Source organism: Kosakonia quasisacchari (assembly GCF_004331415.1).
In the GTDB taxonomy this organism is placed as follows: Bacteria; Pseudomonadota; Gammaproteobacteria; order Enterobacterales; family Enterobacteriaceae; genus Kosakonia; species Kosakonia quasisacchari.
In genome coordinates this window covers 138,858-157,786 of sequence record NZ_SJOP01000005.1, presented here as the reverse complement: position 1 = coordinate 157,786, position 18,929 = coordinate 138,858, and the positions used below count along the sequence as shown (strand labels likewise).

Here is an 18,929-nt window from a genome sequence, read left to right as displayed (position 1 = left end):
ATTACGTTGCAAATCAAAGAGATCACATTGAGCTACGGTACGGCAGAATGTTCGAACGCAGCATTTGTTGCGTCCCCAGACCGTAGTTGGAACTCAAGCCACGCAGCTCAATGTTGAAACCGATGACTTTGTCATATTTGCTTTGTTCATTTTCCCAGCCGTTGATTTTGCGCTCATAGCCAACGCGAATCGCATAACAGCAGGAGTTATATTGCAGCCCCACCATCTGATCGGCAGGTTTACTGGTATTGGTATCGAAATAATACGCACCAACGATGGACCAGCGGTCCGCAATTGGCCAGCTTCCTGCGGCACCTACCTGCGAAATACCATCTTTATACTGCGCTGCGGTAGCATAGGTTGGTAGCGTAGCCTGAATGTATTCCGGGCTGGCGTAACGGTAGCTCAATTGCAGCATCCGGTCTTCATCGCGGCGATACTCCAGCGACGAGCTGCTGTTAGCGATATTATTCAGACGGGTGTCATACTGCACCCCGCCGCGCAGACCCCAACGGTCAGAAATACGCCAGTATGTATCGCCTGCCCACACCAGCGAACCTGTTTTGTTGTCTTTCTCCCAGTTAATGTTGTCATCACCGGTACGGGACTCGGTGAAATAGTAGATTTGACCAACAGAAACGTTAAAACGTTCAACCGCCGCTTCATCATAAATGCGGGTTGTGACGCCGGTAGTAACCTGGTTTGCTGACGCGATACGGTCCAGACCGCCATAAGTGCGATCGCGGAACAGCCCGCTGTAGTCGGATTGCAGCAGCGAGGAATCGTAGTTGTTGATATGGCTCTGATCGCGATACGGCACATACAGATACTGAGCGCGCGGCTCCAGCGTCTGGGTGTAGCCCTCTGCCCAGTTCATATCACGTTCAAAGACCAGTTTTCCGTCCGTTTTAAATTGCGGCATAACGCGGCTAACGGACTCTTTATAGTTGGTGTTATCGATATTGCTCTGCTGGTAGTGGGTCGCCAGCATTTTCACTTCGGTATTCAGGCTGCTCCAGGCGTTGGAAACGGGCAGACTGAGCGTAGGTTCCAGATGTACACGCGTCGCTTCAGGCAAACTCGAATTGGTGTTGGTAAATTTCACCGCCTGGCCGTAAGTACGGAAATCAAACGGACCAAGATCGTTGTGATACCAGTTCACGTCCACCTGGGGTAGCGCAGCGTACGAGTTACTGTTCTGGCGGTTAAAAACCTGGAACTGTTTGGTTGTCACTGTGGCATTGAAATTTTCTACTCCATAACCCGCACTGAAAATCTGCGTGGCATAGCCGTCAGTACTAGAACCATATTTTGACGTAAAATCGTTAAAATAATGCGGATCGCTGACTTTGGTGTAGTCAACATTGAAACGCCAAACCTGATCCATTACCCCGGCATGTTGCCAGTAAAATAGCCAGCGGTGACGTTCCCCTTCGGTCGGGTATTCATCCTGGAACACTTTGTCTGAAGGCAGGTAATCGAACTCAATAAGGCCAGCACCTGCCTGCGTCAGATAACGGAATTCGTTTTCCCACTGCACGTTGCCACGTTTATGGATGTAGTGCGGCGTGATCGTCGCATCCATATTTGGCGCAATGTTCCAGTAGTAGGGCAGATAGAACTCGAAATAGTTCGTCGTGCTGTACTTGGCATTGGGGATCAGAAAACCTGAGCGGCGCTTGTCACCGATAGGTAATTGCAAATACGGGCTGTAGAACACCGGCACCGGGCCGAGCTTAAAGCGCGCATTCCAGATTTCTGCAACCTGCTCCTGGCGATCCTGAATAACTTCACTGCCGACAACGCTCCAGGTGTTTGAACCAGGCAGGCAAGAAGTAAACATCCCATTGTCCAGAATGGTGTAGCGGTTTTGTCCACGCTGTTTCATCAGATCGGCGGTGCCGCGCCCCTGACGACCCACCATCTGGTAATCACCTTGCCAGACATTGGTATCTTTGGTGTTCAGGTTTGACCAACCTTTAGGACCTTTCAGGATGACCTGGTTATCGTCATAGTGCACATTACCGAGTGCATCCACTGTGCGAACCGGGTCCGTCTGACCTTCTGGCTGCTGCTGATGAAGCTGCACCTCATCGGCCTGCAAACGGCTATTTCCCTGATTAATATCGACATTGCCGGTAAAAACGGCATCGTCAGGGTAGTTGCCTTTTGCGTGATCGGCATTGATCGTCACCGGCAAATTATTGGTGTCGCCCTGTACCAGGGGGCGGTTGTAGCTGGGAACGCCAAGCATACACTGCGAGGCAAGATCGGCTGCCATCCCCTGCTGGCTGTAAAGGGCAGAGCCAATCATGGTGGCCAGGAGGGTGGGGATACGTTTTTTCATACGTTGTATTTGTTGTTCCGTCATCTGTGGCTTTACGCTGGCAAACGGTCTGAGACTAACTTACTCGCCTTTGCAACGCTAGTTTTAATCCTGCCCGCGTTCGAGCCAGGGGGAGAAGACTGCGCCTGTGCATGGCATAGAATGACGGGTATGATAAAGCAAATTTTAGCCGACGGCATGACGATTTGGGGAGTATATGCAGTATTGGGGAAAAGTGGTTGGTGTTGTCATCGCTCTTTTCATGGGCGGCGGCTTTTGGGGCGCGGTTCTTGGGTTGTTAGTCGGGCACTTTTTTGACAAGGCGCGCAGCCGAAAAATGGCGTGGTTTGCCAACCAGCGCGAACGTCAGACGCTCTTTTTCGCCACCACCTTTGAGGTGATGGGGCATCTAACCAAATCGAAAGGCCGGGTGACCGAGGCGGATATCCAGGTGGCCAGCTTGTTTATGGATCGCTTAAACCTGCACGGTGAGTCGCGCAGCGCAGCGCAGCAGGCGTTTCGCGTCGGCAAGACGGATAATTACCCGTTACGCGACAAGATGCGTCAGTTTCGCAGCGTCTGCTTCGGACGTTTCGACTTGATTAGGATGTTTCTGGAAATTCAAATCCAGGCGGCCTTCGCCGATGGTTCTTTGCACCCCAGCGAACGTGAAGTGTTGTACGTTATCGCCGAGGAGCTGGGTATTTCGCGTCTGCAATTCGATCAGTTTTTGCGCATGATGCAGGGCGGAGCGCAGTTTGGCGGTGGTTATCAGCATCAGCAGCAAGCGGGTGGTGGTGGCTGGCAGCAGGCGCAACGTGGACCGACGCTGGAAGATGCCTGTAATGTGCTGGGTGTGAAGCCGTCGGACGATGCGACCACCATCAAGCGTGCCTACCGTAAGCTGATGGGCGAGCATCATCCGGACAAACTGGTGGCGAAAGGGCTGCCGCCGGAGATGATGGAGATGGCGAAACAAAAAGCGCAGGAAATTCAGAAAGCTTACGAGCTGATTCGCGAGCAGAAGGGTTTTCGCTAACGTTGTAAAGGTTCCCCGGGCGCAAAGCCGGGGAACCTTTTAAAAATCGACCGGTGCTTTAAATGTCATGCTATTGCCAAATGCCGGATGGGTGATGGTCAGCGTCTCTGCATGCAGCAGCAAACGCGGTGCCATAGCCAGCGCTTCTGGCGTGGCGTAAAAACGGTCACCGAGGATCGGATGTCCTAACGCTAACATATGCACGCGTAACTGATGCGAGCGCCCGGTAATCGGCTTCAGACGCACGCGAGCGGTGCCATCTTCCTCATACGCCAGCACTTCATACTCGGTCTGCGCCGCTTTGCCGGTTTCAAAACACACTTTCTGCTTTGGTCTGTTCGGCCAGTCGCAAATCAGCGGTAAATCTACCAGCCCTTCGGCTTTTTCCGGATGACCCCAAACGCGTGCCAGATACTGCTTTTTCGGCTCACGTTCGCGGAACTGGCGTTTTAACTCACGCTCGGCATCTTTGGTCAGCGCCACTACAATCACACCGCTGGTCGCCATATCCAGGCGGTGTACGGATTCAGCCTGCGGGAAGTCGCGCTGAATACGCGTCATCACGCTGTCTTTATGCTCATCCAGACGCCCTGGCACCGACAACAAACCACTGGGCTTGTTGACGACCATAATGTGCTGATCCTGATACAGAATCACCAGCCAGGGATCCTGCGGCGGATTGTAGGGTTCCATCAGCATTGCGGGCTCCGTTATTGGTGCGTCACGACAATCAAACGCAGCGCATCAAGCCGCCAGCCCGCCTGCGCCAGGCTTTCCATCACTTGCAGACGGTTGCTCTCAATGGCGGCAAGTTCGTCGTCGCGAATGTTCGGGTTAACCGCTTTTAATGCTTCCAGACGCGCCAGTTCTGCCGACAGCTTTTCATCCGCTTCGCTGCGCGCGGCCTCAATCAGTTCGCGTGCTGCCGTTTCCACCTGCGCTTCACCTTTTTGCAGAATGGTGTAAACCTCCTGCTGAACCGCGTTTACCAGCTTGCTGCCAGTATGGCGATTCACTGCGCTAAGTTGGCGGTTAAAGCTTTCGAACTCCACCTGGCCGGCGAGGTTAGTGCCGTTTTTGTCCATCAGCAGGCGGATCGGCGTTGATGGCAAGAAGCGATTAAGTTGCAGCTGTTTCGGTGCCTGCGCTTCCACTACGTAAATCAGCTCCAGCAGCAGCGTACCGACTGGCAGCGCTTTGTTTTTCAGCAACGAAATGGTACTGCTGCCGGTATCACCAGAAAGGATCAGATCCAAACCATTACGAATGATCGGGTGTTCCCAGGTGACAAACTGCGCATCCTCGCGTGAAAGCGCGACGTCACGATCAAAGGTAATGGTGCAGCCATCTTCCGGCAGGCCCGGGAAATCCGGCACCAGCATATGATCCGATGGCGTCAGGACGATCATGTTTTCACCGCGATCGTCCTGGTTAATACCAATGATATCGAACAGGTTCATGGCGAAGGCAATAAGCGCGGTGTCGTCGTCCTGCTCGGCAATGCTTTCGGCCAGCGCCTGCGCTTTTTCACCGCCGTTAGAGTGGATCTCCAGCAAGCGGTCGCGGCCTTGTTCCAACTGCGCTTTCAGCGCGTCATGCTGCTCACGGCAGGTTTTGATCAGCTGATCAAAACCGTCAGTATCTTCCGGTGCTGCCAGGTAATTAATCAGATCATTGTGGACGCTATCGTAGATAGTGCGCCCGGTCGGGCAGGTGTGCTCAAAGGCGTCCAGCCCTTCGTGATACCAGCGCACCAGCACAGACTGCGCGGTTTTTTCCAGATAAGGCACATGGATCTGAATATCGTGCGCCTGACCAATACGATCCAGACGGCCGATGCGCTGCTCCAGCAGATCCGGGTTAAACGGCAGATCGAACATCACCAGATGGCTGGCGAACTGGAAGTTACGCCCTTCAGAACCGATTTCCGAGCACAACAGGACCTGCGCGCCGCTGTCCTCTTCACCGAACCACGCCGCTGCGCGGTCGCGTTCAATGATTGACATACCTTCATGGAACACCGCTGCACGGATACCCTCGCGTTCACGCAGCACCTGCTCCAGTTGCAGCGCGGTGGCGGCTTTGGCGCAAATCACCAGCACTTTTTGCGAGCGGTGGCTGGTGAGATAGCCCATCAGCCACTCAACACGTGGGTCGAAGTTCCACCATGTACCGGTATCACCTTCAAATTCCTGATAAATCTGCTCCGGGTAGAGCATATCGCGAGCGCGCTCTTCCTGACTTTTACGCGCACCCATGATGCCGGAGACTTTAATCGCCGTTTGATACTGCGTCGGCAGCGGTAGCTTAACGGTGTGCAGCTCGCGTTTCGGGAAACCTTTTACACCGTTACGGGTGTTGCGGAACAGCACACGGCTGGTGCCGTGTCGGTCCATCAGCATGGAAATCAGTTCCTGGCGCGCGGCAGTCGCGCCGTCGCGATCGCTGTTGGCGGTTTGCAGCAGCGGTTCGATATCCTGCTCGCCCACCAGATCGCTCAACATATTTAGGTCATCGTTACTCAGGCGTTCGCCCGCCAGCAGCAGGGCAACGGCGTCGGCGACCGGACGGTAATTTTGCTGCTCTTCAACGAACTGGACGAAATCATGGAAACGGTTCGGATCCAGCAAGCGCAGGCGTGCAAAGTGGCTCTCCATTCCCAACTGTTCCGGGGTGGCGGTCAGCAGCAGAATACCCGGTACGCGCTCAGCAAGTTGCTCAATCGCCTGATATTCACGGCTGGCTTCGTTTTCGCTCCACACCAGATGGTGCGCTTCGTCGACCACCAGCAGATCCCATTCGGCATCGCACAGATGCTCCAGGCGCTGCTTGTTACGGCGCACGAAATCGAGCGAGCAAATCACCAGTTGCTCGGTCTCGAACGGGTTGTCGGCATCGTGCTGCGCTTCGGCGTAACGTTCATCATCAAACAGGGCGAAACGCAGGTTGAAGCGGCGCAGCATTTCGACCAGCCACTGATGTTGCAGGGTTTCCGGCACCACGATCAGCACGCGATCAGCTGCACCAGAAAGTAACTGTTGGTGCAGGATCATCCCGGCTTCGATGGTTTTTCCAAGACCCACTTCATCTGCCAGCAATACGCGCGGGGCATGGCGACGGCCCACATCATGCGCGATGTGCAACTGGTGCGGGATCAGGTTGGTGCGCTGGCCACGCAAGCCGCTCCACGGCATACGGTACTGTTCACTTTGGTATTTACGCGCGCGAAAACGCAACGCGAAGCGATCCATTCGGTCGATCTGCCCGGCGAATAAGCGGTCTTGCGGCTTGCTGAATACCAGTTTGCTGTCGAGCAACACTTCGCGCAGGATGACATTGCTTTCCTGCGTGTCCAGGCGTGTGCCGGTGTAAGCGAGCAGCCCGTTTTCCTCTTTTACGTCTTCAATTGTGAGCTGCCAGCCATCATGGCTGGTCACCGTATCACCGGGGTTGAACATCACGCGGGTAACCGGGGAGTCGCTGCGAGCGTACAGACGGTTTTCACCCGTAGCCGGAAAAAGGAGGGTGACCGTGCGCGCATCCATTGCGACGACTGTGCCAAGTCCGAGTTCGCTTTCCGTGTCGCTAATCCAGCGTTGACCAAGTGTAAAGGGCATAAATGAACTCTATATCTCAAATTGCAGGCAATAGTTCGTCACCGCCTGAAGGCAGGCGGGCGTACAAAATTTGGGGCCAGAAAAAGGAAGGGCGCTATGGTAAAGGAAGCAATCCCTTTCGTCACTATCTATACCTGCTGTCTTTCACGCCGCTCGCGGTGGAAAGCCGAAATGGCCAGGGTATAGCGGTAATGTTGCAAGCCGGGAAACGCGACATGTAAACCTCAAAAGAGTCCCAGTTGCCCTGTAAGTAGTGTAGCAAAATCGTCGTCAATGAAAGGCAGAATTCCCTCGGCAACCGGCTGCAATTGTTTACTCAGGTAGTGATCGTAATCGAGTGGCGAGTGCTGGTAGTCGACCGGTTCCGGCCCGCCGGTGGTCCAGACATACTTGATGGTGCCGCGGTTCTGGTACTGCGCCGGGCGGCCACGCTTGCGGTTCTCTTCATCCGCCAGGCGTGCAGCGCGCACGTGCGGTGGCACGTTACGTTCGTACTCCGAGAGCGCCCTGCGCAGGCGCTTGCGATAAATAAGCTGATCATCGAGTTCGCCCGCCATCAGGCTGGCAATGGTTTCGCGGACATAGTCCTGATAAGGCTCGTTGCGAAACACCCGCAAATAAAGCGCTTGCTGGAACTGTTGAGCCAGTGGTGTCCAGTCTGTACGCACGGTTTCCAGCCCCTTAAACACCATGCGCTGGCTCTCGCCTTCCTGAATCATCCCGGCGTAACGCTTTTTGCTGCCCTGTTCGGTGCCACGAATTGTAGGCATCAGAAACCGGCAAAAATGGGTTTCAAACTCCAGCTCCAGCGCGCTCTCCAGTTGCTGACTTTTAAGATGCGCCGACCACCAACCATTGACGTGCTCGACCAGCGCGCGGCCAATACGCGCGGCATCCTCTTCGCTGTGGGCTTGCTTTAACCAGACGAAGGTGGAGTCGGTATCGCCATAGATAACGTCGTAGCCCTGCGCTTCAATCAACGCTTTGGTTTGGCGCATGATTTCGTGGCCACGCATGGTGATCGACGATGCCAGTCGCGGATCGAAAAAGCGGCAGGCGCTGGTGCCGAGCACACCGTAAAACGCATTCATGATGATCTTCAGCGCTTGCGACAGCGGCTTGTTGCCGTGACGTTTGGCCTCATCGCGCCCGTGCCAGATCTGCCCGACAATCCCTGGCAGGCAGTGTTTTTCACGCGAAAACCACGCGCCGAGAAACCCCTCGGTGCTGTGCGTGTTATCCGGCTGCGCCATGCCTTCAACAAGACCGACGGGGTCGATCAGGAAGGTGCGAATAATAGACGGGTAGAGGCTTTTGTAATCCAGCACTAGCACCGAGTCATACAGGCCGGGGCGCGAATCCATCACATAACCGCCGGGGCTGGCCTGCGGCGGCACGCCACCGAGATTGGGCGCGACATAGCCTGCGCGGTGCATGCGCGGGAAATAGAGGTGGCTGAATGCCGCCACTGAGCCGCCGTGCCGGTCAACGGGCAAACCGTTCACCGTGGCGCGCTCCAGCAGAAACGGCATGATCTCCGTCTTGTGGAAGATGCGCGTGACCAGTTCGCAATCTTTCAGGTTATAGGTGGCGAGCGCGGGTTTGTCCTCGGCAAAGCGTCGGTCTATTTCATCCATGCGATCCCACGGGTTATCAATCGCTTTGCCTTCGCCAAGCAGCTCTCTGGAGACGGTTTCCAGCGAGAATGAGGAAAATTTCCAGAACGCGGATTTCAGCGCCTCAATCCCATCGATAATCAGCCTGCCGGTGGCCTGCGCGAAAAATACACCATTCTTAAAGCCGTGCTCGCGCCACTCCAGTTCGCTGCCGTTGCGCCCGAGCGTCAGCGGCACGCGGTAGCGTTCGGCGCTTTTTTGCAGCACGCGCAAATCGAATTGCACGACGCTCCAGCCAATAATCACATCGGGATCGTGTGTGGCAAACCAGGCGTTGAGTTTTTCCAGCAGTTGCGGGCGGCTGGCAACATACTCCAGCTCAAAATCCAGCTCCTGGGCGTTATCGCTCTCCGGCCCGAGCATATAAACCGTGCGCTGCCCACAACCTTCAAGGCCAATGCAGTAAAGCTCGCCGTGGCGGCTGGTTTCGATATCCAGCGACACCCATTTCAGCGGCGGGCGGTAGTGCGGGCTAGGTTTCAGCCGCGCCTCAACCAGCGCAGCACCCTGCGGTGTGCCATCGACCCACACCGGCGCGGTGATAAAGCGCTCCATCAGAAAGCGTTCCGGCGGGCGGATATCGGCTTCGTAAACGGTGATGCCGTCATCGCGCAGCATTTTTTCAATGCGCATCAGTTGGCGATGAGCACGGCAGTAAAGGCCATACACCGGCTGGCGGTGAAAGTCGCTCAGGTTCAGCGGCGTTAAGCGCCACTGTTTTTCGCCGCGCAGCAGCCGTTTTGCTTTTTCCACCTGCGAGGCGGGAATAAAGGCGACCGACTCCTGTGGCGGCAGCGTGACGCGCAGCGGGCCGTTATCCGTCGCCAGCCAGAACTCCACCTCAGTCCCGGTGGGGGTATCCCGCCAGTGTCGGGTTAAAATAAAACCTTCTCGCGCCTGCGCCACAGCCGTCTCTCATAAAACAAAACCAGGCGAGATTATAGCCTGGTTTGTTGTTATGTGCTGTGGTTTTATACAGCTATTGGCCGTAGTAAGCCTTCGCGCCGTGCTTACGTAAGTAGTGTTTATCCAGCAGCGTTTGTTGCATTGCGGGCAGTTGTGGGGCGAGCTGGCGACAGAAAATGCCCATATAGGCCACCTCTTCCAGCACGATGGCGTTATGTACCGCGTCATCGGCGCTTTTACCCCAGGCAAACGGGCCGTGAGAATGCACCAGCACGCCGGGCATCTGCGCCGGATCGATACCTTTTTTCTCAAAGGTTTCGACAATCACATTGCCGGTTTCCCACTCGTATTCGCCGTTGATCTCCTCATCGGTCATCTTACGGGTACAGGGGATCTCGCCATAAAAATAGTCGGCATGCGTAGTTCCCGTAGCCGGGATCGGCTGACCGGCCTGCGACCAGATGGTGGCGTGGCGCGAATGAGTGTGCACAATGCCGCCGATGGTCGGAAACGCCTGGTACAGCAGACGGTGAGTCGGCGTATCGGAAGAGGGTTTTTTCGTACCTTCAACCACTTCGCCGGTAGTAATGTTGACGACCACCATATCGTTAGCGGTCATGATGCTGTAATCGACGCCAGAAGGTTTAATCACCATCAGACCGCTTGCACGGTCAACGGCACTGACGTTGCCCCATGTCAGCGTGACCAGGTTGTGTTTTGGCAGCGCCAGGTTGGCTTCCAGCACCTGCTGTTTCAATGCTTCTAACATGCGTTCCTCCAGGAAAGTGGCCTGCCGCAGCAGGCCGGGTGTTCCCTGTTAACGTTTTGAACCGTAATAAACTTCGTTCCAGCGCAGCGCGTCTTTAAACGCGGGCAGGCGGGTGTCGTTGTCGATAACCGTCAGCTCAAGATCGTGCAGCTCGCTGAACTGGCGCATATCGTCCAGCGTCAGCGCCTGGCTGAAGACGGTGTGGTGCGCGCCACCGGCGAGGATCCACGCTTCAGAGGCGGTCGGCAGGTCCGGCTGCGCTTTCCACAACGCGTTAGCGACCGGCAGTTTCGGCAGATCGTGCGGGGTTTTCACTGCGTCAACGCAGTTCACTAACAGGCGGAAACGATCGCCTAAGTCGATCAAGCTGGCATTAATCGCCGGGCCAGTTTTGGTGGAGAAGATCAGGCGCGCCGGATCGGCTTTGCCGCCGATGCCGAGGAACTGCACATCCAGCGTCGGTTTTTCGTCGATAGCGATAGAAGGGCACACTTCCAGCATGTGCGAGCCAAGCACCAGATCGTTGCCGTGCTCAAAGTGATAGGTGTAATCCTCCATAAAGGAGGTGCCGCCGTTCAGCCCGCCGGACATCACTTTCATGATGCGCAGCAGTGCCGCGGTCTTCCAGTCGCCTTCACCGGCAAAACCGTAGCCTTGCTGCATCAAGCGTTGTACCGCCAGGCCTGGCAGTTGTTTCAGACCGTGCAGATCTTCAAAGGTGGTGGTGAATGCATGGAAACCGCCCTCTTCGAGGAAGCGTTTCAGGCCCAGTTCGATGCGTGCGGCATCAAGCACGTTCTGGCGTTTATCGCCATGAACCTGCGCGGCAGCCGTCAGGCGGTAGCTGCTTTCATACTCATCAACCAGCGCGTTGACATCGCCATCGCTAACGGCGTTCACCACTTGCACCAGATCGCCTACGCCCCAGGTATTGACCGAGAAACCGAACTTGATCTGTGCCGCCACTTTATCGCCGTCAGTCACCGCCACTTCGCGCATGTTGTCGCCGAAACGCACCACTTTCAGCTGGCGAGTATCCTGTTTAGACACCGCCTGGCGCATCCAGGCACCGATACGTTGATGCGCGTGGTGATCCTGCCAGTGACCGGTCACCACACTGTGCTGCTGGCGCATACGCGCACCGATAAAGCCGAACTCGCGGCCGCCGTGCGCGGTCTGGTTGAGGTTCATAAAGTCCATATCGATGCTGTCCCACGGCAGGGACGCATTGAACTGAGTATGGAACTGCAGCAGCGGCTTATTAAGAATCGTCAGGCCGTTAATCCACATTTTCGCGGGTGAGAAGGTATGCAGCCATACCACCATCCCGGCGCATTTGTCGTCGTAGTTGGCGTCGCGGCAAATGTGAGTAATCTCATCCGGCGAGGTGCCCAGCGGTTTCAGCACCAGTTTGCAGGGGAGTTTCGCTTCCGCATTGAGGGCGTTAACCACCTGTTCGGCGTGCTTCGTCACTTGTTTCAGGGCTTCCGGCCCATACAGGTGCTGGCTGCCAATGACGAACCACACTTCATAATTGTCGAAAATAGTCATGATCTTGTCCTTAATGGGTTAACGCGGCCTGCGAGACTGTCGCGGCTGAAGGGAGATAGTGTTGCTCGGCACTCTTCGCCCACTGCTGATAGCGGCGATAGAGGCGTTCAAACTGTTGTGCCTGCGCGGTAGGTTGCAGGGTTTTTTCGATGGCGCTGGCCATTTTCAATTGCGCAGTCGGGATATCGGCATGCACTTGTGCTGCGACGGCGGCGAAAATCGCCGCACCCAGCGCGCAGCACTGTTCAGATTCAACCACCTGTAATGGGCGGTTCAGCACATCGCAGCAGGCCTGCATTACGCCGAGGTTTTTACGCGCGATACCGCCGAGCGCCATCACGTTGTCAACGGCAATGCCCTGTTCGGTGAAGCACTCCATAATGGCGCGTGCGCCGAACGCGGTGGCCGCAATCAGCCCGCCAAACAGCGCCGGGGCGTCGGTGGCGAGATTCAAATCGGTAATCACCCCTTTCAGGCGCTGGTTGGCGTTTGGCGTACGGCGGCCGTTAAACCAGTCCAGTATCACTGGCAGGTGTTCAAGCGACGGGTTTTTCACCCAGGCATCGGTCAGGGCGGGTAAAAGCTGTTTCTGGCTGGCTTTGATCTGCGCTTTCAGCTCCGGATGCTGCTGCGCCAGCTGTTCCAGCGGCCAGCCAAGGACGCGGCCAAACCAGGCATAAATATCACCAAAGGCGGATTGCCCGGCTTCGAGGCCGATAAAGTCCGGCACCACGCTGCCATCGACCTGGCCACAAATACCTTTCACCGCGCGTTCGCCTACGCTCTGTTTGTCAGCAATCAGAATGTCGCAGGTCGAGGTACCAATGACTTTCACCAGCGTATTGGGTTGTGCTCCCGCGCCGACTGCGCCCATATGGCAGTCGAACGCGCCGCCGGAGATCACCACCGATTCGGATAATCCGAGACGCTGCGCCCACTCGGCAGTCAACGTGCCGACGGGTAAATCGGCGGTATAGGTGTCGGTAAACAGCGGCCAGTTGAGGTGTTTATTGATGATGGGATCAAGTTCATCAAAGAACGTGGCGGGCGGCAGGCCACCCCAGCTTTCATGCCACAGGGATTTATGCCCGGCGCTGCAACGGCCACGACGGATCGCTTCCGGGCGTGTAGTGCCGGAGAGCAGGGCGGGAACCCAGTCGCACAGTTCGATCCATGAGGCCGCGGCTTGTGCTACGGCACTATCGGCGCGGGTGACGTGCAGGATTTTTGCCCAGAACCATTCGCTGGAGTAAATGCCGCCAATGTAACGCGAATAGTCGGTTTTACCTGCGGTGTGGCACAGGCGCGTGATGGCTTCTGCCTCTTCAACGGCAGTGTGGTCTTTCCACAACACAAACATCGCGTTCGGGTTGTCGGCAAATTCAGGGCGCAACGCCAGCACGCGGCCTTCAGCATCGATCGGCGCGGGTGTTGAACCGGTGCTGTCGACGCCAATGCCTTTGATCTCGGCGCGTTGTGCGTCGCTCAGTTGTGCCAGCACATTTTTCAGCGCCGCTTCCATCGACTCGATGTAATCGCGCGGGTGGTGGCGAAATTGGTTATGTGGCGCATCGCAATAACGCCCTTCCTGCCAGCGTGGATACCACTCGACGCTGGTGGCGATCTCCGCCCCGGATGTACAGTCTACCGCCAGCGCACGTACTGAATCGCTGCCGAAATCGAGGCCAATTGTGATTGCCATGTATCTTGCTCCATGAAGAATAACCGTTAGAAAAACGATAGTGAGCGGCGGCAAAAACCGTCAGGCAGGATCCGCTAATCTTATGGATTAAAATGCTATGGCATTGCAAAGTGTGACGCCGTGCAAAAATTCGATGTGGACATTTCTGCCACCTTTATAGACACTTCCGTTATCCCTTTTTACCCTGTTCAAAGGCGTTAAAAAGGCGTAATTGCTTTTGTCTTGCGGGATTGGACAATTGCCGTGTTTACGCCCGTTGTCTACGGGCCGTTGAGGAATGACGGGATTCTCAATATGGACAATTGGTTTCCTTGCCGAGCACGGGAGTATTGCGTTTATGGCTGAATCACAGAACGATCCACTGCTGCCTGGATACTCGTTTAATGCGCACCTGGTGGCGGGGCTGACCCCCATTGAAGCGGACGGTTATCTCGATTTTTTTATCGACAGGCCACTAGGCATGAAGGGCTACATCCTTAACATCACCGTGCGCGGTGAAGGCGTCGTGATGAACCACGGCAAGCAGTTTGTTTGCCGCCCTGGCGATATCCTGCTTTTCCCGCCGGGAGAAATTCACCACTATGGCCGCCACCCCGACGCTACCGAGTGGTATCACCAGTGGGTTTACTTCCGCCCACGCGCTTACTGGCATGAGTGGTTGAACTGGCCAACGCTGTTCGCACAAACCGGTTTTTACCGCCCTGATGATGCCCATATGGAGCGTTTTCGTGAGCTTTTCGCGCAAATTATCGACGCCGGGCAAAGCGTGGGGCGCTATGCGGAGCATCTGGCGATAAATCTGCTGGAACAGTTGCTATTGCGGCGCATGGAAGCGATTAACGAATCGCTGCACCCGCCGCTGGATAACCGCGTGCGCGACGCCTGCCAGTACATTAGCGATCACCTGGCGGATAACCATTTTGATATCGCAAGCGTCGCGCAGCACGTTTGCTTGTCGCCTTCGCGGTTATCACACCTTTTTCGTCAGCAACTGGGGGTAAGTGTGCTGAGCTGGCGCGAGGATCAGCGCATCAGCCAGGCAAAATTACTGCTTAGCACTACGCGAATGCCGATTGCAAGCGTTGGGCGCAATGTTGGCTTTGACGATCAGCTCTATTTCTCGCGGGTTTTTAAAAAATGCACTGGTGCCAGCCCCAGTGAATTCCGCGCGGGATGTGAATAAAAAGTAAAGAATGGCAATGAAAGGTTCTGCAATGTGACATAACCGGTAAAATTTTCAGATAATTGAAAGCTTGACGCTCGCGGATGACCTCCGGAGAATCCAGCGTTCATTCTGAACAGGACACCTTATGGAAGCGCTGCTGGAACACTTCATTACCCAATCCGCCACGTACTCGCTAGTGGCGATTATGCTGGTGGCGTTTTTTGAGTCGCTGGCGTTAGTCGGGTTGATTTTACCCGGTACGGTAATGATGGCGGCGCTCGGCGCGCTGATCGGCAGCGGTGAAGTGAACTTTTGGCATGCGTGGTTGGCGGGGATTGTTGGTTGCCTGCTCGGCGACTGGATCTCCTTCTGGCTGGGCTGGCGTTTTAAAGGCCCGCTGCACCGCTGGTCGTTTATGAAAAAGAACAAAGCGCTGCTGGACAAAACCGAGCACGCGCTGCATCAGCACAGCGTATTTACCATTCTGGTTGGCCGTTTTGTCGGGCCGACACGCCCGCTGATCCCGATGGTCGCCGGTATGCTGGATCTGCCTATCCGCAAGTTTTTGCCGCCGAACATCGTTGGCTGCCTGCTATGGCCGCCGTTTTACTTCCTGCCGGGTATCCTGGCCGGTGCGGCAATTGACATCCCCGCCGATATGCAAAGCGGCAACTTCAAATGGCTGTTGTTGCTGACCGCGCTGCTGCTGTGGCTGGCCTGCTGGTTGTGCTGGCGGTTGTGGCGTGCGGGAAAAGCTGGCGTCGATCGTTTGACAAACTACCTGCCACGTCGCCGCTTGTTATGGCTGGCACCGGGCACGCTGGTCATCGCCGTCGCTGCGGCGGTTGCGCTGGCGCAGCACCCGTTGATGCCAATTTATCTCAACATCTTAGGCAAAGTTGTTCGCGGTCACTGACCATGAATTCCCAGCAAGCCAGATGCGGACGATTTGCCGCTGAGCAGTGCATCCGTGTTGCCATCCCATGCGATGCGCCCGTCGGCAATCACCAGCGAACGTGCGGCAATCCGCGCTGCATCCTCCACGCTGTGCGACACCATCAAAAGCGTTAACTGCTGGCGGCGGCACACTGCCTGTACCAGCGCGAGCATCTCCTGGCGCAGCGCCGGGTCGAGTGCGGAAAACGGTTCATCAAGCAATAACACTGGCTGTTCACGCACCAGGCAACGCGCCAGCGCCACACGTTGACGCTGACCGCCGGAAAGCTGCTCCGGCAGGCGCGCCAGCAGTGACTCCAGCCCCATCGTTTCGGCGATCTGCTCAAGTTTATGCTGCTGGTCACTGTTCAGCTTCAGGCCCGGATTTAACCCCAGCCCGATGTTTTGCCGCACGGTGAGATGAGTAAAGAGATTATTTTCCTGAAACAGCATCGATACCGGGCGCTGCGACGGCGTGGTATGCGTGTGATTTTTGCCGTCGATGGTTATCGTGCCGCTGGCGGGGGTGAGAAACCCGGCAATCAGGTTTAGCAGCGTGCTTTTTCCCGCGCCGCTTGGGCCGAGAACGGCAATCTGCTCGCCCTGGGTAACAGAGAGGGAAAAGCGCATTGGCAGATGGTGATAAAGCCAGGTGACATCAGTCAGTGTTAGCATGGCGGCCCGGAAGTTTTTCAATCACAGTGAATAAGAAAAAGCACAGCAGCAGCAGAATGAGCGCGGTAACCGCACCGTCCTGGCTGCGGTATGAACCAATTTGCTGATAGAGATAAAACGGCAGCGTGCGAAAGTCGTCATTACCAAATAACGCGACCACGCCAAAATCGCCAATCGACAGCACACAGGCAAACGCCAGCGCCTGTGCCAGCGGGCGTTTTAGCGCGCGTAATTCGACGACGCGCAGGCGCTGAAAACCCTGCATTCCCAGCGACTGGCACAGCATGCTGTAGCGGGAAGTGAGGTCACGCATCGGGTTTTCCAGCACTTTCAGCGCATAAGGAATGGCCATCAGCGCGTTAGTGAAAATAACAATGCCATCGGCGGAAGCGGGCAGGCCAATGCTGTTATTGAGTAGCAGAAAGAAGCCAGTCGCTAGCACGATCCCCGGCATCGCGAGGATCAACATACCGCTGATTTCCAGCGCTTGCCCGGCCATGGTTTGCTGACGAGCGCGTAATTCCCGGCTGCTCCACAACAACATCATGGTCAGCACAACGCACAATAGCCCTGCGCCCAATGCGATGCGCAGTGACGTCCACACCGCTTGCCACAACACTGGCTCTGCCAGCACTTTCACCAGGCTCAGATTAAGGCCATCAATAATCACCGCCAGCAGCGGCGGCAGCAGTAATAACAAGGCCAGCACAATCAGCGTGATATCCGCCACCCGGCTCCATCGCCGATCTTCCGGGTTACGCCAGCCTGTAATGTGATGGCTGCCCACGGCGATCGCTTTGCTCATGCGCTGGCTCAGCAGCACCAGACCGAGACAGCAGATCATCTGGATCAGCGCCAGCATTGCCGCGCGGGCGGGATCAAAATCGAAGCTGAGCGCCTGGTAGATAGCCAGTTCAATGGTGGTGGCCTGCGGCCCGCCGCCCAGCGACAGCACGGTGGCGAAACTGGCGAAGCAGAGCATAAAAATCAGCGCGGCGACCGGTGGGATCTGGCGGCGTAACCATGGCCACTCGACAAAGCGGAAGAACGCCCAGCCGCGCATACCGAGTTGCGCGGCCAGTTGCCGTTGCTCACCGGGGATCTGCTCCAGCGTTTGCAACAGCAGGCGCGAGGCCATCGGCAAATTAAAAAAGACATGCGCCAGCAGAATGCCCTGCAAACCATACGGCGAGAACGTCCACTCCAGACCCAGCGCGTGCCAGAGCGTTGCCAGCCAGCCCTGGCGGCCATACACGCTGAGAATGCCGAACACGGCGACCAACACCGGCAGGATCAAGGTCATGGCGCACAGACGCAGTAATGCGAGACGGCCTGGGAAACGCCGCCGATAAAGCGCGCGGGCAAGAAAAATCGCCGGTACGACAGAGAGCAGCGCCGAAAGAAACGCCTGCCAGAAGGAGAAACGCACGACATGCCACAGATAGCTGTCTTGTAAAAAATCAGCCAGCCCGCTGAACGGGGCGTTTTGCCACAGCGCCAGAAACGCTGCCAGCGCCACCGCCACCATCAGTGTGGCGGTGGTGAGGCCGGGCAGCAGCCAGCCAGCAATTAGCGGCTGACGGCGCGTTGCCATGCATTAATCCATGTTGCGCGCTGGTTCGCGACTTCCTGCGAAGAGTATTCCAGCGAGGGTTGCGGTTTCACCAGTTGGTCAAAGCCCGCAGGCAGCGTCACATTGGTGACCGGATACATCCAGTTACCGCTCGGGATGGTGTTCTGGAAAGCGGGCGACACCATAAATTTCAGGAATTTTTCCGCCAGTTCCGGCTGTTTGCTGGCAGCGGTGCGGGCAGCGACTTCGACCTGCAAATAGTGGCCTTCGCTGAAATTCGCTGCCGCGTAGTTATCTTTTTTCTCTTCAATGAGGTGGTAAGCCGGAGACGTGGTGTAGCTCAGCACCAGGTCGCTTTCGCCTTTCAGGAACAGGCCGTACGCTTCGCTCCAGCCTTTAGTGACGGTGACCGTTTTAGCTGCCAGCTTCTGCCAGGCTTGTGGCGCGTTGTCGCCATAGACTTTCTGCATCCACAGCAGCAGGCCGAGGCCCGGTGTGCTGGTGCGCGGATCTTCGTAGATAACGCGCCATTTCTGATCGCTTTCCACCAGTTCCTTCAGGCTTTTCGGCGGGTTTTTCAGCTTGTTTTTATCATAGACAAACGCGAACCAGCCGTAATCGAAAGGCACAAAGGTGTCGTTCTTCCAGCCGCCAGGTACGTTAACCGCGTCGGTAGCAACGCCGCTTTTGGCGAACAGTTTGGTTTGTGTCGCAGCTTCCAGCAGGTTGTTATCCAGCCCCAGCACCACGTCGGCTTTGCTGTTTTTCCCTTCCATACGCAGGCGATTAAGCAGCGAAACGCCATCTTCCAGCGCCACGAATTTCAGCTCGCAGTTGCAGTCGCGTTCAAAGGCTTTTTTTACCGCAGGCCCAGGACCCCAGTCGGCAGAAAAAGAGTCGTAGGTGTAAACGGTCAGTACGGGTTTTGCAAAAACAGGCGCTGCAATCAGCAGCAGGAACGGCAGTGATTTTTTTAACACTTTGCACCTCAAAA

13 protein-coding genes are annotated in these 18,929 nt (G+C 56.1%); 3 read left to right on the top strand and 10 right to left on the bottom strand.

Translation table 11 applies throughout. From position 1 onward, the window contains the following. Positions 1–22: 22 nt before the first annotated feature. Positions 23–2,347 carry an LPS assembly protein LptD gene (gene lptD / locus E0L21_RS07415; protein ID WP_131408134.1) on the bottom strand — a complete coding sequence of 775 codons (2,325 nt, stop codon included), beginning with the start codon at positions 2,345–2,347 and terminating at the stop codon, positions 23–25. A gap of 196 nt (positions 2,348–2,543) precedes the next feature. Between lptD and djlA the strand changes: the two genes are divergently transcribed. After that, positions 2,544–3,365 (top strand): co-chaperone DjlA, encoded by an 822-nt coding sequence (gene djlA, locus E0L21_RS07410; RefSeq protein ID WP_131408132.1) that lies wholly within the window; start codon positions 2,544–2,546, stop codon positions 3,363–3,365. A gap of 39 nt (positions 3,366–3,404) precedes the next feature. On the opposite strand, the gene rluA is transcribed toward djlA, so the two are convergent. The 6 genes from rluA to araB form a co-directional block, all read right to left on the bottom strand. Beyond that, positions 3,405–4,064: a bifunctional tRNA pseudouridine(32) synthase/23S rRNA pseudouridine(746) synthase RluA gene (gene rluA, locus E0L21_RS07405; protein ID WP_131408130.1), complete on the bottom strand. Its 660-nt coding sequence runs from the start codon at positions 4,062–4,064 to the stop codon at positions 3,405–3,407. Between the two features lie 11 nt (positions 4,065–4,075). After that, entirely contained in the window at positions 4,076–6,982 is a 2,907-nt protein-coding gene (gene rapA / locus E0L21_RS07400) for an RNA polymerase-associated protein RapA (protein ID WP_131408128.1), read from the bottom strand. A 224-nt stretch (positions 6,983–7,206) separates the two neighbouring features. Beyond that, a complete protein-coding gene (polB, locus tag E0L21_RS07395) occupies positions 7,207–9,564 on the bottom strand; it encodes a DNA polymerase II (RefSeq protein ID WP_131408126.1) in 2,358 nt (785 codons plus the stop codon). Between the two features lie 73 nt (positions 9,565–9,637). After that, positions 9,638–10,333, bottom strand: a complete 696-nt coding sequence (gene araD, locus E0L21_RS07390) for an L-ribulose-5-phosphate 4-epimerase (RefSeq protein ID WP_131408124.1) — start codon at positions 10,331–10,333, stop codon at positions 9,638–9,640. Between the two features lie 48 nt (positions 10,334–10,381). Then, complete coding sequence (araA, locus tag E0L21_RS07385) at positions 10,382–11,884, bottom strand: L-arabinose isomerase (protein ID WP_131408122.1); 1,503 nt, start codon at positions 11,882–11,884, stop codon at positions 10,382–10,384. Positions 11,885–11,894: 10 nt separating this feature from the next. After that, positions 11,895–13,586 (bottom strand): ribulokinase, encoded by a 1,692-nt coding sequence (gene araB, locus E0L21_RS07380; RefSeq protein WP_131408120.1) that lies wholly within the window; start codon positions 13,584–13,586, stop codon positions 11,895–11,897. Between the two features lie 337 nt (positions 13,587–13,923). Here araB and araC point away from each other — a divergent pair, with 337 nt between their 5' ends. After that, the gene (araC, locus tag E0L21_RS07375) at positions 13,924–14,769 is read left to right on the top strand and encodes an arabinose operon transcriptional regulator AraC (RefSeq protein WP_131408118.1); all 846 of its coding nucleotides are present in this window, start codon (positions 13,924–13,926) and stop codon (positions 14,767–14,769) included. 127 nt (positions 14,770–14,896) lie between these two features. Next, positions 14,897–15,667, top strand: a complete 771-nt coding sequence (locus E0L21_RS07370; RefSeq protein ID WP_131408116.1) for a DedA family protein — start codon at positions 14,897–14,899, stop codon at positions 15,665–15,667. Here E0L21_RS07370 and thiQ read toward each other — a convergent pair. The 3 genes from thiQ to thiB are packed head-to-tail and all read right to left on the bottom strand — an operon-like array spanning position 15,661 to position 18,915. After that, entirely contained in the window at positions 15,661–16,362 is a 702-nt protein-coding gene (gene thiQ, locus E0L21_RS07365) for a thiamine ABC transporter ATP-binding protein ThiQ (RefSeq protein ID WP_131408113.1), read from the bottom strand. The two genes, E0L21_RS07370 and thiQ, sit on opposite strands and share 7 nt — an antisense overlap. Next, a complete protein-coding gene (thiP, locus tag E0L21_RS07360) occupies positions 16,346–17,956 on the bottom strand; it encodes a thiamine/thiamine pyrophosphate ABC transporter permease ThiP (protein ID WP_131408111.1) in 1,611 nt (536 codons plus the stop codon). Before thiP ends, thiQ begins: the two co-directional genes overlap by 17 nt. Next, a complete protein-coding gene (thiB, locus tag E0L21_RS07355) occupies positions 17,932–18,915 on the bottom strand; it encodes a thiamine ABC transporter substrate binding subunit (RefSeq protein ID WP_131408108.1) in 984 nt (327 codons plus the stop codon). The genes thiP and thiB overlap by 25 nt, the downstream gene beginning before the upstream one ends. Between the last annotated feature and the right edge of the window lie 14 nt (positions 18,916–18,929).